Source organism: Halogeometricum limi, from assembly GCF_900115785.1.
Classification (GTDB): domain Archaea; phylum Halobacteriota; class Halobacteria; order Halobacteriales; family Haloferacaceae; genus Halogeometricum; species Halogeometricum limi.
The window spans coordinates 404,169-420,001 of sequence record NZ_FOYS01000003.1 but is presented as its reverse complement, the minus strand read 5'-3'; the positions used below and the strand labels follow the sequence as shown (position 1 = coordinate 420,001).

The 15,833-nt window shown below is 55.7% G+C and carries 11 protein-coding genes; 10 read left to right on the top strand and 1 reads right to left on the bottom strand.

Annotated elements, in window-relative coordinates:
* Nucleotides 1-12: 12 nt before the first annotated feature.
* The 5 genes from BM282_RS18175 (at nucleotide 13) to brxL (ending at nucleotide 9,797) form a co-directional block, all read left to right on the top strand.
* Nucleotides 13-687, top strand: a complete 675-nt coding sequence (locus BM282_RS18175; RefSeq protein WP_139229713.1) for a hypothetical protein — start codon at nucleotides 13-15, stop codon at nucleotides 685-687.
* 220 nt (nucleotides 688-907) lie between these two features.
* Entirely contained in the window at nucleotides 908-4,579 is a 3,672-nt protein-coding gene (pglX, locus tag BM282_RS10835; protein ID WP_089880632.1) for a BREX-1 system adenine-specific DNA-methyltransferase PglX, read from the top strand.
* An 18-nt stretch (nucleotides 4,580-4,597) separates the two neighbouring features.
* Nucleotides 4,598-5,137: a TATA-box-binding protein gene (locus BM282_RS10830; protein ID WP_089880630.1), complete on the top strand. Its 540-nt coding sequence runs from the start codon at nucleotides 4,598-4,600 to the stop codon at nucleotides 5,135-5,137.
* Between the two features lie 81 nt (nucleotides 5,138-5,218).
* The gene (locus BM282_RS10825) at nucleotides 5,219-7,645 is read left to right on the top strand and encodes a PglZ domain-containing protein (protein WP_089880626.1); all 2,427 of its coding nucleotides are present in this window, start codon (nucleotides 5,219-5,221) and stop codon (nucleotides 7,643-7,645) included.
* A 124-nt stretch (nucleotides 7,646-7,769) separates the two neighbouring features.
* Entirely contained in the window at nucleotides 7,770-9,797 is a 2,028-nt protein-coding gene (brxL, locus tag BM282_RS10820) for a protease Lon-related BREX system protein BrxL (protein ID WP_089880623.1), read from the top strand.
* 21 nt (nucleotides 9,798-9,818) lie between these two features.
* Here the strand turns inward: brxL and BM282_RS10815 are convergent, their stop codons facing one another.
* Complete coding sequence (locus BM282_RS10815) at nucleotides 9,819-10,049, bottom strand: helix-turn-helix domain-containing protein (RefSeq protein ID WP_089880620.1); 231 nt, start codon at nucleotides 10,047-10,049, stop codon at nucleotides 9,819-9,821.
* A gap of 717 nt (nucleotides 10,050-10,766) precedes the next feature.
* Here BM282_RS10815 and BM282_RS10805 point away from each other — a divergent pair.
* The 5 genes from BM282_RS10805 (at nucleotide 10,767) to BM282_RS10785 (ending at nucleotide 15,764) form a co-directional block, all read left to right on the top strand.
* Nucleotides 10,767-11,741, top strand: coding sequence for a hypothetical protein (locus BM282_RS10805; protein WP_089880616.1), 975 nt, complete (start codon nucleotides 10,767-10,769; stop codon nucleotides 11,739-11,741).
* Between the two features lie 261 nt (nucleotides 11,742-12,002).
* On the top strand, nucleotides 12,003-12,770 hold the full coding sequence (locus tag BM282_RS10800) for a hypothetical protein (RefSeq protein WP_089881144.1): 768 nt from the start codon (nucleotides 12,003-12,005) through the stop codon (nucleotides 12,768-12,770).
* A gap of 150 nt (nucleotides 12,771-12,920) precedes the next feature.
* On the top strand, nucleotides 12,921-13,850 hold the full coding sequence (locus tag BM282_RS10795) for a hypothetical protein (protein ID WP_089881141.1): 930 nt from the start codon (nucleotides 12,921-12,923) through the stop codon (nucleotides 13,848-13,850).
* Nucleotides 13,850-14,515 carry a hypothetical protein gene (locus BM282_RS10790; protein ID WP_089880613.1) on the top strand — a complete coding sequence of 222 codons (666 nt, stop codon included), beginning with the start codon at nucleotides 13,850-13,852 and terminating at the stop codon, nucleotides 14,513-14,515. Before BM282_RS10795 ends, BM282_RS10790 begins: the two co-directional genes overlap by 1 nt.
* Before the next feature lie 178 nt (nucleotides 14,516-14,693).
* Nucleotides 14,694-15,764 carry an HNH endonuclease gene (locus BM282_RS10785; RefSeq protein WP_089880611.1) on the top strand — a complete coding sequence of 357 codons (1,071 nt, stop codon included), beginning with the start codon at nucleotides 14,694-14,696 and terminating at the stop codon, nucleotides 15,762-15,764.
* Nucleotides 15,765-15,833 lie beyond the last annotated feature (69 nt).

Below are 15,833 nucleotides of genomic sequence, written 5' to 3'. Positions count from 1 at the left end.
GATTGACTGACAATGCAAAAATCTACTAAGCGGAAAATCCGTCGGTTTCTCCTCCGGGTCATCCCAATTGGAATTGTAATAGCTATCGCTCTAGTGGCGGGAGCACGCTACGGAATAAATCTCGGAACATTACTAACCGTCATCCCGGCCTCTGCATTGCTGGTTGCACTCTGGTCGTTGGCTTCGGGCAGGAGCCCGAGGAAAGATGAGATCTTAGAGACGGTTTATTCCTCCAGTCCAGATGAATGGGAGTACAAGGACTCTGAAGGGATATACACATACAAGAAAAATACAGATGTCCGACTCGAAGATGAGGATTATCAGTCAAGGATGGATTTCGACGAGCCTTGGGTTCATAATTATTCCAACTCCACAGCGTACCGTCGGTCTCTCTACATCTATCACAGATCGAGTCTGATCGATAAAAAGACCATCATACAAGCAGATGAAACGCGAGTTTTCATTCCTCTACCAACCGTTTCGGATCTGACAATCACTCAGGATGAGAATAAACTCGGTCAGATTGTCAACTACAACAAGAGGATTGACGGTCCCAGAGGGAACCATATCCAAAGGTACGAACGGTATCTTGATGAAGGGGGGATTACCGTCCAGCCACAAACCCGTGAAAATAGAAATATACTGAACCGCGTAGTCAGCGGTGTCAAGAGCGTAATTTCCGTTTAACCGTAGGTGTGAACGTACTCGTCAATATCTGACTCTACCTCTTCGACAGAGCGGCCAAGAATTACGCGTTTGTATTGATAACGCAATGGGACGGATACTGACCCCCACAATATAAGACACGCCAACTGCTTGTCGCTGGTATGTCATCGAGGGCGGGAATCCCGACACAGCGTACTGCCGTCCCGCCCGTTTCGTGGCAGTGCGCAACCCTCTGATATCCATGTCCACGACACACGGTCAACCCGGTCTCTCATCGGATCAGCGCTCGACTATTCGAAGCACCATCCTCAGCACGCGCCACACGCTCGAAGACGAACTTAGACGCCAGCTCGAAAAGTACGGCATCTACGAGAACAAGCGTCTCCCACTCGAAGACCTGTCCCATCTCTCAGCAGAAGACCGCCACACTCGACGAACGCTGGATGCCGCCATCGAACGGGAACTTGAATCCACGGAAGGCGATTTGGAGCGGTCGATCACCAACTACGTCCGCGAAGCTACGAAGACCTACCTCAACCGGTTTGTCGCACTGAAGACAATCGAAGTTCGCGGCCTCGTTGAGGAAACCATCACCGAGCGAGCAGAGTACGGCAACCGGTCGTACATGCACCACACCGTGGCCGAAATCGCTGGCGAACTCACAAACGCACCTGATGACGGCTTCGGTGCCGCACTTGACCTTGCGTATCTGGAGATTGGTGCGGAAATCCGGATGATCTTCGAGGAGTCCGACCACACCGCTATAGATCTCGACCCGCACGTACGCGGGGATATTCTCGATAAATTAGACGCTATCGACGATGAAGCTTGGGAGAGCGACGAAGCCTTGGGTTGGGTGTACCAGTACTTCGGTGAAGAAGAACGTGAAGACATTGACCAGCGCGTCGATGAAGAGAACTACAAGATCGGTGGAACGGATATCGCCACAAAGACCCAGCTATTCACGCCGCGTTATATCGTTGAGTGGATGGTCGATAATTCACTTGGTCGAACATGGCTCGAAATGCAAGGTGAACGGACGAATATCGATGCTGAGGAGAACTGCTTCTATCTCGCTCCACTGCAAGAATCATTGATTGACCGAGAAGAGAAAGAGGTCGAAGATATCACAGTACTTGACCCGGCATGCGGAAGCGGTCATATGCTGTTCTACGCATTCGACGTTTTCTATCAGATGTATTTAGAAGAAGGGGAAATTCCGAAAGAGTACATCCCACGTGAAATCCTCCGTAACAACCTCTACGGAATCGACATTGATTCTGGTGCAGCCCAAATAGCCGCATTATCACTTTATCTGAAGGCAAAAGATAAGTCGCCCGATATTACAATCCCGCAGTTGAACATCGTCTCAGCGGACGCAGTATTGATTAACGGGGAAAGGAAGAAAGAAGTCTTAGATAAAGCGAATTCTGAGCTAGAAGAAGAGATCTTAGAACAGATTTGGCGTAGTTTCGATAACATCCGCGAATGGGGAAGCCTCGTTCGGATTGAGAACCAAGTTGATGAGCTTCTAGAGGACTATCGAGATACGTTTGAATCCAAAGGGCAAGCACAGTTCACTGACGATGGCAATCTGACGACTCAATCGACGTTCGTATCTGGCGGAGAAGAGCAAACTTGGGAAGAACTGAAAAACAGACTTGTTGAGAACGTCCAAGAAATTGCCTCGGCCGCTTTAGAGCAGGATGATCCCGTAGAGGAGATGTTCGCCAACGAAGTCGGGAAAACCGTTGAGCTCCTAGACGTCCTTCGAGACGAGTATGATGTTGTACTAAGTAATCCTCCGTACCTCTACCGGGACAAAATGTCGGACTCTTTAAAGAATTTTATAAAAGAAAACTATATCGGAAGTCGAGATATTTATGCGGCATTTATTGAACGATGTATGGACTTTGCAGGTGATGATGGGTATGTTTCCATGATCACCATGGAAAGTTTTATGTTTCTTTATAGCTTCCGGAAACTTCGTCCTTACATCCTTGATGAAGCGAATATAACCGATGTTGCTCATCTCGAACACCGTGATGAAGGCCACATGAATGTCGCCTTCTCAATGCGCATTACTAACAATCTGAGAGTCAAATCTAAGTTCGCCCGTTTAACGGATTCCGACGACAAGATTGAGAGCTTAAACAGAGTTACACGAAATCAGCGCTCTGGTGTCGAATCGACAGACATCTATGCTTTGGACCAGAGCTCCTTCAGAGAGATCGACCGAACCCCCTTTATCTATTGGTTTGGTCAAGAAGTTCTTCAGCTCTTCATTGACGAACCGACCTTAGGAGACGAGGCAGATGTGATGGAGGGGCTAACTACAGGGGATGACGACCTTTTCCTTCGAAACTGGTGGGAAATTGATCTTGACAAGATTGGTGACCAGTACGAGTGGATCGCAAAAAGCGGCGACGGAGAACTTTATTGTGAATCTTACGAACAGGTAGCTCTCTGGGAATCAAATGGAAAGAAGATAAGAGACCATGACGGAAGCCATATCAGAAACGAAGACTTCTATTGGGAAAATGGAATAACCTTCCGCGATTTTGCCAAACATTTCACTGCCCGTCTGCACTCGTCGGACCATCTATTTAGTAATAAGGCACACTTCGTGTTTACCGGTGACCGAGACCGCGACTACCGGGTACTCGGCTATCTGAACTCTTCTCTCTCAAGGTTTATCATGAACGGACTGAATCCAGGATTGAATTTCAAGAGTGGCGATGGTGCGAGGTTACCGATTCGACCAATTGCATTACAGGGAACAGATACGGAAGAGCTGGTCAAAGCAGCCATAGCAGCGCGAAAAGAAAGGTACACGTACAAAGAAACGAAGAAAGAATTCGATTTTAATTCATATATAAAAGAATATACGAATATTCTATTCAAAATTGACTATTTAGATGCTCAGACAGATGTTATTCATGGACGAATAGATGAGATCGTATTCGAGAGCTATGGAATGAGCGAGGTAACAAAAGAACGAGCCTACGACGAGCTGCCTGACAATTTGTATCAATATCCCCACCTATCGAATGCAGGAGATCTGGTTTCTAACGAGGCCGAGGTCAAATCGGAGGTAGTACCCGAAGCTGAATTTCGAGAAGTTATCTCTCAAGTAGAGAATAATAGCGGTGAGGAAATACGAGACATATCCGAAAAGACCGGCATCTCCCCATATACTATTGCGCATATTAGGAAAAATAACGACCTATATACAAGTGATGAAAAGACCGAAAGAACAGCAAACCTATTATCTGGGTTCCTCGGCTGTATGATGGGTCGGTGGGAATTGAACGGCTTGTCACCCGTAAGCGATGGCATTCTTGTGTTTGACGATGAATTCGACAACAACATCCCAGAGCTGCTGAACAAATGTATTGATCTCGCATTCAATAATCCGGAATCTATTGCTAGAAGAATAGCCGACGACCTAGGAAAGGATCCGGTTGCGTGGCTGAGGGACCGCTTCTTCCGGTACCATCATTGCAAGGAATACCGACGACGAGGACAGCGCATTCCGATTTACTGGCAGTTAGAGAGCCCTAATGGTGCGTTTAGCTGCTTCCTTTATTATCACAATATTGACGGAAATACTCTTCCAAAACTTCGGGGGCGATATCTCGATACTCGTATAGAAAGACTCGAAAACGAACTTGATACGCTGAATGCTCAAACCAACGATACCAACCCGGATAAACAGCTACTAAACCGAAAGGAGGAAGTCCAGAATAGTCTTGACGATATCAGGCAATTCCGGGCCACCATCGACGAAATGATCGATAACGGTGTCAAAGTTGACGAGGAAAATGGAATCTGGGAGAACATCAAAGAGTGGGATCAGTACAAAGTGCTCGAAACAGGTCTTCCGAAATTGAAATCCAGCTATTCCCGATGAGATAGTGTCTTTTCAATCATGAATCTTGAAGTAGTTAATGCAGTAGGGTCGGGTGATTTAGGGATAGAGATTGATCTAAATCGCCTAGCAACTGATGTCAAGGAAGTTGAGTTTGACCCAGATAAGTATCCAGGAGCGTATGTAAGGCTCGAAGGAGTGGAGCCACTAATAACGGTATACAGGACGGGGAAGTACATTATCACTGGGTCAAAATCCGATGAAGAAGCATATAGCTGTAGAAAGCAATTCCTGAAACTCCTTACTGATGAGGGGGTTCTCGGTGAACCCGAGGATGAATGGTTCTCTATGCAGAATTACGTGTGTACGGGAGAATTAGACCAGGTCCAGAACCTAAACGCGCTCGCAATTGGTCTTGGATTAGAGTATACGGAGTATGAGCCTGAACAGTTCCCCGGTCTTGTTTTTCGACCTGACGACACCCCTGTAGTGATTTTGATATTTTCATCCGGTAAAGTGGTGGTCACTGGAGCAAAGGACATTGATATGGCAGAGGAAGCATTTCAGAGCTTGAAGGAAGATTTAGATGCTCTAGTATAATGTGACGGAATGGTTGTCGTCCATAGGTGACCGGAAGACTACCCGAAACAACCTTCAGCCTAACCTAGGAAAGGAGTTTTAATGGGAGATCTCGCGGATAGCATTATCACTGAACTCCAGCAGAAGTTCGACCGACACCCAGTCTGGGTGTGGTACGATGCCCAGGAGAAGTACAAGGGCGTCCTCGACGAGGTCGAAGCTGCACTTGACGGTATCACGCTTGCACGCTACGATGGCAGCTACTTCGAACTGAAGCGCCGCCTCCACGAGGAGGATCCGAACTACGAGCGGAACTGGCTGTTCTACATCCCCGAGTCACGCAACGACGCCGAGTGGTTCCGCGACGTCCACGCACTCGGACGACAGTACCGCGTCGGCCAGGACATCGACGACACGCCCGTGACGCAGTTCCTCGTCGAACACGACGAAGAGATTCCCGACGCGTACGAGGACTGGGGACAGAACCGCGAGGTTCAACGCTTGGCGTTCTTCTGCGTTCTCTTCGACACTGCTGGCCCGGCGGCCGACGACTGGGTTCGAACCTACCTTTCGAACCCGGAAGAGTACCGCGAGACAATCGAGGACAACGCGATGGCCGACGCCTGGGACGCCCAGCTCCGCGAGGAGTACGGTGTCACCGCAGGACTCGATCCGAAAGAGCTAGCGACACAGCTCCTCTTCGGCGAGGTGGCCAGCCGAGCACCGACGTCACGGTACGACGAACTCGCGGCTGACGACACCCGCGCTGCTGCGGCGTTCTGCGACGAGTGGCAGCAGTACGCTCCTGCCGAGTTCACGCGCTACGCACAGCGGATCGCGGAGGACTACGACCTTGCGAAGGCGGTCATCGACTCCGACCGGATTCACTGGGACACGACGGCGTTCAAGGGTATCGACATGGGTCTCATCCGGCTCGTGATGCAACGACTCGCTGAGGAGACCTACGCCGACCTCCCCGATATCGCGGCAGACCTCCAGCAGACAGTTACTGAGCGCCAGGATAGCTTCTGGAGCAACGAGGACCTCGTCGATTGGTCGGTACCAGTCTTGGCGGTCGAAACCCTCCAGCGAATCGGAACCATCGACGCCGACGAAGCCAAGACGCTCTCCTCCTCGGAACTCGCCCAGAAGTACACGAGTGACAACGGGTGGTGGCAAATCGATGCGGCCTATCGGCAGTACATCAACGCCACGCAGAAAGCCACGTTCCCCTATCCGAACGAAACCACAGTCAAACAGCGGGTCACGCAACACTACATGTCCTTCCTCCAAGGGGTAAACCGCCCGCTGGCGGACATCCTGAGTGATGATCCGACCCTCGGGACACCCCAGACCTCGTTCTATGATGAGTTCGCGGATCTTGAGGACGGAACCGCGATCATCATCTGTGACGGGCTTCGCTACGAACTCGCGGAAGCGATCAAACAGAATCTCGGGCGGCGAACTGACTTCGAGCAAGATCTGAGCGCAGTCAGCGCGGCACTGCCCTCGATCACCGAGGTTGGGATGGCCGCACACCTCCCCGGGGAACTCGGCCTCTCACTCGAAGATGATGACCTCGTCGTGACCAGCGGCGGTGAAGAGATGGCAGGGAAAGCAGACCGTGTCGAACGACTCAGCGCCGCGGGCTTCGAAGTGGTCGATATGGACGAGGTGAGCAACATCTCGTTGGAGGACTTGACGGAGTCCGATCCTGTCCCCCGAGTCGTCTACTCTGGAACGATAGACAAACTCGGCGAGAGCCTCGACGACGACGCGGCCTTCAGCCAGGTCGCTTCCCACGTCGACGACGTCGAACGGACAGTCCAGCGACTGAAACAGGCCGGATACACTCGGTTCGTCATCACGAGCGACCACGGGTTCCTCTACACGGATCGGTTGTCCGACGACCTCAAAGTCGAATCACCCGACCTCGCACCAGTTGTCAAACGACGATTCGCAGCCGCCGACAGTGATGCTCCACTCGTCGATACGGACGAATTCATCGAGGTCGATTCCGATGCGCTGGCCGATCTCGGCATCAACGCCCCGGAACTTAAGTTGCTCTTCCCACGGAGTGTCGCCTGCTTCAAGGCCCAGGGAGGGAATATGCAGTACTTCCACGGCGGGATTTCACTCCAAGAACTCCTCGTCCCGTGTCTCACTGTGACCACTGGCGAGATCGAAGAAAGCGCGTCGATCAGTTACGACGTCTCGATCCCAGACCCGATCACGAACTCGATAATCTCTGTCGAGATCGAAGCCAAGAGCGGACAAGTGGCCTTCGACCCAGCTCCGATACTGGAAATCCGCGCGAACATCGACGACGAACCGGTTGCAGACCCCGTAACGATGGAGATCTCACCAGGAACCAACAGAGAGCGTGTTCGGCTCAAACAGGGAGCGATCTCCGGCGAGAGTTCCGTCCAGTTCGAAGTCATCGACACCGACACCCGAGAAACGATCACGCGGAAAACAGTAGAGCTCGATCTACTCTTCGGAGACGACGATATGGGATTCGACGTCTAAGCAGCAGTGAATCACAGTAATTGGCGTGAGTGAATAGCCCAGAAGCGGATATTGGTTATTCGTATCGGTGTTCCACTTAGCATGACCGACACCAATATGCCCCCGGCTCTGTTCCTCGTAGATAATGACTACTGAGGACGTCGATCAGAAAGCTCTCGACGTCTTTCCCGGACGCGTCGTCCGGAAGGATCTCGTTCAAGATATCAAGTCGGGAGTGAACGTCCCCACCTATGTTCTGGAATATCTCATCGGACAATACTGCGCCACCGACGATGAGGAATCACTGGAGGAGGGGCTCGAAAAAGTCAAACAGATTCTGTCGAAGCACTACGTTCGCCCTGATGAGGCCGAGTACGTCAAAAGCGAAGTACGCGAGCGAGGGCGGTACCGTGTCATCGACAAAGTAACCGTCAGACTCGACGAGCAGCAAGACGCCTACATCGGATCCTTCGTCAACCTCGGACTCAACGATGTCGAGGTCCACGAACATCTCGTCAGCAAACACCCGAAGCTCCTGGGTGGGGGTGTCTGGGCCATCATCGATCTGGAGTACCTTCCTGACAACGCGAACAGCCCGAAGAGCCTGTTCGGCATCGAGTCGTTCAAACCAATCCAGGTGTCGAACCTCGACCTCGACCAGTTGAAGGATCGTCGTCGAGAATTCACACGCGACGAGTGGATGGACCTTCTCCTCCAGAGTGTCGGGTACGACCCATCCGCGTTCAGCGACCGGGAAAAGCTACTCTTCCTGACTCGGTGTCTCCCTCTCGTGGAGTCCAACTACAACTACGTCGAGTTAGGGCCCCGCGGAACGGGGAAGAGCTATCTCTACCGTGAAATCAGTCCCCACTCGATTCTCATCTCCGGTGGAAAAACCACCGTTGCGAAGCTCTTTCTGAACCTCAACACGGGACGCATCGGACTCGTCGGCCGCTGGGACGTTGTTGCCTTCGACGAGGTTGGTGGCCTCCAGTTCAGCGACTCGGAAGCAGTCCAGATGCTGAAAGACTACATGGAGTCTGGGAGCTTCTCACGCGGAACTGAGGAACTCACTGCCCAGGCCTCGATGGTCTACGTTGGAAACATCGACTTGGACGTCGAAGGTGTCCTCAAGAGCTCTCACCTCTTCGAGCCGTTCCCGGATGATATGCAGGACCTCGCCCTCATCGACCGCTTCCACTACTACCTTCCGGGCTGGGAAGTCCCGAAGATGCGCTCCGAGTTCTTCGGCGATCAGTTCGGATTTATCGTGGATTACTTCGCCGAGTTCGTCCGTGAGCTCCGGAAAGAATCCTACGGCGATGCGATCAACGAGGAGTTCGCATTCGGAGACCACCTGAACCAACGTGACGAAAGGGCCGTCCGGAAGACTGTTTCTGGTCTGCTCAAATTACTCCACCCTCACGGAGAATACACGAAAGAAGAGCTCCGCGAATACCTCGAATTCGCTATGGAGGGACGTCGCCGCGTCAAAGAACAGCTGAAGCGGATGGGTGGAATGGAGTATCGGGCGGTCGAGTTCTCGTATTTGGACTTAGCCACGAAGGAAGAACTCTACGTTCCGGTCCCCGAGGAGGCCGATGAGGCGCTCATTCCCCCCGGGACGCAACAAGCAGGTACTGTCTACACTATCGGCGAAAGTGAAGGACGTCACGCACCGTTCCGCATCGAAACCCAGACACTCCCCGGTTCTGGGAAGACGAACATCTCGGGGACGCCAGGGAAGAAGATGAAAGAGTCGTTCGAGACTGCGTGCGACTACCTCCAAGCGAATATGCGCGAGCTCCGCCGTGATGAAACGCTGGATGAGTACAACATCAACGTCCAGGTGCTCAATCCATCCGACGCGAACGAAGGCGGCGAAACGAGCGTTGGACTTCTTGTCGGCATAGTCTCAGGGATACTCGATAGACCAGTTCGATCACAAGCCGTTGTCCTTGGCGCGATGAGTCTCATGGGTGAATTAGTTGCGGTGAGTTCCTTGATCGATAAGCTGCAGTTGGCTGCAGATTCGGGGGCAAAGACAGTGTTACTCCCGGCGAAGAACAAAGAAGATCTGGCAAAGATTCCGGATGAACTGCTGGATCAGCTCCAGCTCGTATTCTACACCGATCCGCTCGATGCAGCCAGTAAAGCAATCGAACTAGAGTAATTCCACAGAATGGGCAGGTAACTATTCATCGCGCTCCCAGAGGAGCGAATTCCCTACTTTTCTGCTTCTAACTTCTCCATCTTCTTCGAGTGTTTTCAATTTCAAGTAGGCGGTTCGACGGTCACAGCCGACATAATCGGCAATGTCCGTCGTTCCACTGGGACCGAGATTGACTAAGGCTTCCAGAAACTCTTGGGCAGGGTATTCCTCAGTAAATTTTCCACTTTCTTCGTCCCGATCCCGGTCGCCCATAGTAATGACGTGAGTGCCATTTCACATATGACTGCTGGATGGATTTCCATTAGTCGGTTGTCCAAAGGCTTATGCCAATAGACGAGTGACTAATGGACACGAACTCAGCCGTTGGGCACTGATCGACAGAAGTGCCCGGGTGTTGCAGCACCCAGGCTGGGTTCCGAATACACTCCGAGAACCCATGAGAAAATCAAATTCGGAAACACAAGAAGGCAGCGACAGACCACTTATTGAAGACATACATCAAATAGAGTATATTTCGCTCGGGGAGGGGGCCGCGACGTGTCAAGTGTGCGGTTCCTCTCTTCACGAGGGTGCTGCGGTTGTTGTGTACGTGTTCCGGCCGGCGGGGTCGGTTCGGTACGAGGTCGGCCATGTGGTGTGTGGTGATGGTCGGCATGAGCGTCCTGGCGTGTTCACGGTTGGTGTGCGGGAGTTGATTGTTGGGGGCCGAGTAGGGTGGTGTTCTGATGGGGCGACGCAGTCGGCGTGGCCGGTGCTGCTAGAACCGGATGTTCTGGCGGTGAGTGCGGCGTCGATGAAGTCGATCAGGCTGGTTCCTGACGGCGGTAGTTCGCCCGAGAACGTTGCGGCTGACGTTGAGAAACCGGATACGCCCGGGTCGCTGACCAAGGTGTCTTTTGGCGAGGCGCAGCGTCGTGCAGGTCGGCCAGGTGACGATGTGGTCCGCGGGTTGTTCTGGGGTGGTGAGCGATGACGTCGAGCGATTCGGGATTTGAGGATTCGCATCTCGGTGTCGAGTTGGACATGCCGCGGTCAGTGGAGGAGATGTTGCTGCCGCACGTGTACGTTGGGCTCGAAATCGACCTGCTGTCCCCGGGAGACGGCATCGTTACGGATCGGCATCATGCGTCGGCAGACAGGTACGAAGCGGACGATCCGATGAACCAGATCGGAGGACAAATTTCACCGTTCACTCTGAGCGGGTGGTTGCGGCACGGGTGTGAGTATGTTGTCCAGACAGCTGGAGCGACGGCGTGCCATCCGGGTGAGCCGAATGCGGATTACATGCGTGCGAGCGTGTACGAGCGTGATCTCGACTCGGGGTACCATGAAAAGGGCGCATGCCTTGACGGACACGAGGATGGGTGTGTCCTCTATGATTTGTTCGGCGGGTTCGGTGACAAGCCGGGGAAGTTGTTGCGTCGCCCGGTGTCGTTTTCGCCGATCCGGCGGCAGGTGGATGTCTTGGACGGTGAGGCGGAGGCGCACTTCCGACAGATCTCGAATCAGGTGCGGTCGCGGAACGAGGAGGATGGTGGGCAGCCGCTGCGGCAAGCGGATCGTGGCGTGCTCGGGAACGTTGAGGGGACGTGGAAGTTGACGCTCCGGGAGTTGAAGCCAGAGTTCGTCGGGTTGCTGTTGGAGGCCGTGTCGTTCCTTGACGCGCATAGTGACCAGTTCGAGTTCCAGCTGGGTGGTGCGCGGAATTTCGGGGCGGGGATCGGTGATGTGTGGGTGATTAATCCGCTGTACACGGAGTCAGAAGTGCGCCGCGTGTTCAATCGCGCACAGGCGACGACACAAGCGATGGAAGAGAAAGATGAGGTGTGGGCGTCGGAGTGCCGCCCGGAGTTCGTCAGGACGTTGCAGGCGCGTGTGGCGGCTCGTGATGGTGATGTGCCGATGCCGACTGGTGATGATGAGTCTGGAGGTGAGTCGGCGTGAGTGACGAGCGTGAACCGCCGTGTGAGGAAGATGATGGTGCGGGTGAGGATGCGGGTCTCGATGAGTTGCAGCCAGTGGAGTCGTCGCTGCGGTCGGCGCAGGACCGGTGTGCGTCTGAGAGCGCTCCGGACGAAGAGGTTCCGGGTGGTGATGGGTTGGATGAGTTGTGTTCGCCGGTGTCGGAGCTTCGGTCAGTGCAGGAGCGTGCTGGTGACGAGGATCAGCGGGGTAGCGAGGATGACTGAGTCGGGAGTCGAGCCGATGGTGGCGGTGTACAGGCACGACGTGCATAAGGCTCGGTCGCGGGGACATGAGGCCGCGGCGTTGTGGTTCAACGAGGTCCAGGTGAACGAGGACGTACCGTTGGGTGCGGATGGGGATGCGGCGTTGTTGAGTCGGCCGCGCGGGTCGCCGGAGCAGACGCTGGACGCGCAGGCGTCGTGGCGGCGAGTGTCGTTGTTGACTGGTGAGGTTGTGTCGACGAGCGTGTCTGGGGGTGCTGGGGAGTCGTTGCGGGAACTGGTTGGGATTGCGGATGCTGAGGCGGCGCATGCGGCGTGGTTGGCGTCGTCGGTGCCGGCTGGCGTCAATGAGTCGCCGTATTACCCGTACACGTCGCTGAAGTACCACACGTTGCTCGTAGCGGCGTTGCTGGATAGTTACCGGGCTGGGTTCGAGTTCGGCGACGTGTACCTGGCGGTTGCGGACGCGGATGCAGTAACGCCGCATCGAACGGTGCTGGCGACGGACTCGTTCGCGTTGACGGTGACGGGTGAGCCGGGTGACCGGGTGGCGGCGCGGCTTGGTGATGTGCCGGCGCGGTCGTTTGCGGATGTGTGGTCGCGGCTCCCGGCGCTACCGTTTGATGTGGGTGAGTCGAGGGAGTGGCGCGTGTTGGATGCGCAGCTCAGAAGGATTCGGTCGTGGTCGACGGCGCTCCAGTACATCGAGGAGTTCGTGGCGGCGTTCACGTCGTCGACGCCGGCGACGAGTGGTGCTGTCCTGGGAGGTGAGTCGCGTGGCGTGTGACTGGACAGGCGGCAGCGAGCCTGGTTCGCGTGATTTCGGCGATGGCACTGGAAACAGGGTGTGTCTGGGAGTGGGTGGTCGCTGCGTAGATGACACTGGAAACGGGGTGTGTCCAGGTGGGTGTGGCAGTGGATTCGCGGGGGTGGTGGTGTGACGGTGGTACAGCAGGTGTTGTTCGAGGTGGAGTCGCCGTACTTCGGGCATCCGTACTTCGTGTCGGGGAACGCGGTGTTCAATGCGGTTGCGTCGCGTGTTGATGAGCGGACGCGACGGTCGCTGCACGTGAGTCACGGCGTGTTCGTGCCGGGTGAGTACGGTGAGTTCCCGGAGGATGCCTCGCAGGATGGGTACGCGGGGAAGCTCGGGAAGTCGCTGCCTGAGGTGAATGCGTATGAGGATTTGTTCGTGTTCAGGGATGCGGCGCAGCGGTGGTTACTGTCGTCGCGGCCGCGGGATGCGCATAACGTGCTGCCGGTGCAGTCGCATGGTGGGCGTGTGGCATTCGCGCCGGAGACGTGGTTTGGGCGACCGGAAGGCCAGCGGAAGCAACGCCGTTCGGTGTCGTGGTACGTGCACTGTTACGTGCACAGTGACGTGGACGGTGTCGTGCCGGTGTCCGAGGACGTGCTCGATGGATTGCAGCTCGGTGGGGCGCGGAACTACGGGTTCGGGGAGGTGTCTGTGGTGGAGACGCAGCTCGTGGATCTCGATGCGTTGGATTACTCTGGGGTGCGAGAGGCTGACGGGTTGCAGTTAGAGCTTGTGACGCCGTACGTCCTGGCGAGTGAGGCTCCGGACGCGGATTCGCAGTCGGTACCGTGGTGGTGGGGCGTGCCGGCTGACGGGTTGCGTCGTCGGGAGACACGCCTCGTGAATGGTGACGAGTCGCACGCTGTGGCGACGGTTGATCACGGGCAGGTCGTCGAGTACGACGGGGGCGACGCGGTGCGGACGGCGAAGAACGGTGTAACGCGTGTCGGGACGCATTCACGGTTCGGGTTCGGCGAGTTCCGGCTGCGCCCGTGCGGTGCGGATCGGGTGCCGGAGCGTACGGCTGCCGCTTCGGGCGGTGATGCGTGATGGTGTTGGAGCAAGTCGCGTTTGACATCGAAACGACTGGCTTCAACGTTGCTGACGAGGTGACGACGGTTGGGTTCGCGGTGCCGATGGGTGTGCGCGTGTTCGTGCAGACTGGCGAGCGGGACGCGCCGGGGATTGAGTCGGTGGTTGAGTCCGAGGTGTCGGAGACGCTCGTGCGTGTGTCTACGCACGCGTCTGAGCAGCAGTTGCTGGTCGCGGTGTCGGAGTTCGTTGCGGAGCGGTTCAGTGATAGTGACGTGTTGCTCGTGGCGTACAATGGTGAGCGGTGGAACGGCGGGTTCGACTTGCCGTTCCTGCGGACGCGGTTCGCGGCGGCTGATTTAAGATGGCCGTTCGTGGACGTGCCGTACGCTGATGTGATGCCGGTCGTCACGGATCGCTTCAACACGACGGTGGATGGTGACGAGAACGGTGATCTCGTGACGGCGTACGACGTGCTGTGCGACGGGTCGTACGGTGAACTGGACCCGTTCGCGGACAGCAAAGAGGCCGTCGCCGCGTTCGAGGACGGACGGTTCGCGGAGCTTGTGCTGCATAACGTGGCGGATGTGCTGCGGACACGGGCGCTTGGTCGCGTCGCCGAACGGTACTGTTCGAAGTCTGAGTTCAAGGTGAAATCGCTCACACCAACGAGGTCGATGTGAGATGCCGGTGAGTCGAACTGACTGTGGTGTTCGGGGGGACTGGGTGGTGCCGCCGGATTCCCGGTAAGTGGTAGGGGGCGGTGATGCGGGGCGACGGGCTGCGGATTGAAGCGATACTCCACGACTTCCCGTCCGCGCGGTGTGAATAGCTGCAGAACTGACCACTCGCAATCAAGGAATGACAGAAACACAGTCACACGATCACGACGCGACGAGACCGGAGACGAGCGAATTGAGCGGTGAACCGGCGGAGCGATTGACGCCTGAAGAGTGCCACGAAACGGTGGACCCGGAGACGCGAGCAACCGTGTTGTCGGACTACGGGCACCGATGCCAAGTGTGCGGGCGGTACGGGCCGCAGAAAGGCGGATTAGCGACGCTGCACGTCCACCACATCGAACGGAATCCGGACGGGATGGACGAGCACGACTTAGAGAATCTGACGTTGCTGTGCCGCTCGTGTCACAGCTGGTTCCATCAGAAAGCAACACCAGACGACGCACCGGTCGAAATCACGGAGGCGGATCAGACCGTGCTGCTTCCGCAGGACATCGAGATCCTGCGGTACGTCGCGGATCACGGTCCGGCGCGAACGGGCGATATCGCGTCCGGACTCCCGACGGACCTGTCGGTGTCAGCTATCCGCGAGCGCCTGTGGGTGCTGATGGGCCTCGACAACCTCGTCAAGACACGCGACCGGCAGATCGTGGATAAGGACGTCGAAACCGGGGAATGGGGGCTCGTCGAACAAATCGAGAACTCGGCTCGCGGCCACATCCCGGACGACCCGCAGCTGTTGCTCCAGCGGATGGAGGACGAGCAGGTTCGGCAGGCGCTCGACCGCGGGTGTGACCGTAGCGACATCATTGACGTGCTCGACGTGTCGCGCCGGACGACGTTCAACAAGCACAAGCGCGCCTGTGCGTACGACTTCCCACTGTCAGCATTCAGTCGCGGCGGGCGACCGACCGACAGCGACCGGTCGGAACGCAGCACCACAGCGACCGACAAAACGGCGGGAGAGAGCGATGAACAGCAGCGGCTTGATGCGGTGACCGAACAAGACCCTGACTCGCTGGGCCGCACGGAAACGTGGGGGACGCCAGAGCCGGACTCTGAAACGCGGCCCTCGGATGAGAACGGTGAAGATGCAAGTCAGGCTGTGACCGAGAGCGGTGCCGACGATGAACTGCGTATGCATCTGCAGCACGCAATCGACGCGCTACAGGAGGTGAATTCCGCGTTGTAGAGGCATTAGGATTCTGGAATGCAGAGGGCGTTCGAGGAGTTCTTTCAAATTGACAAACTCCACCAAATC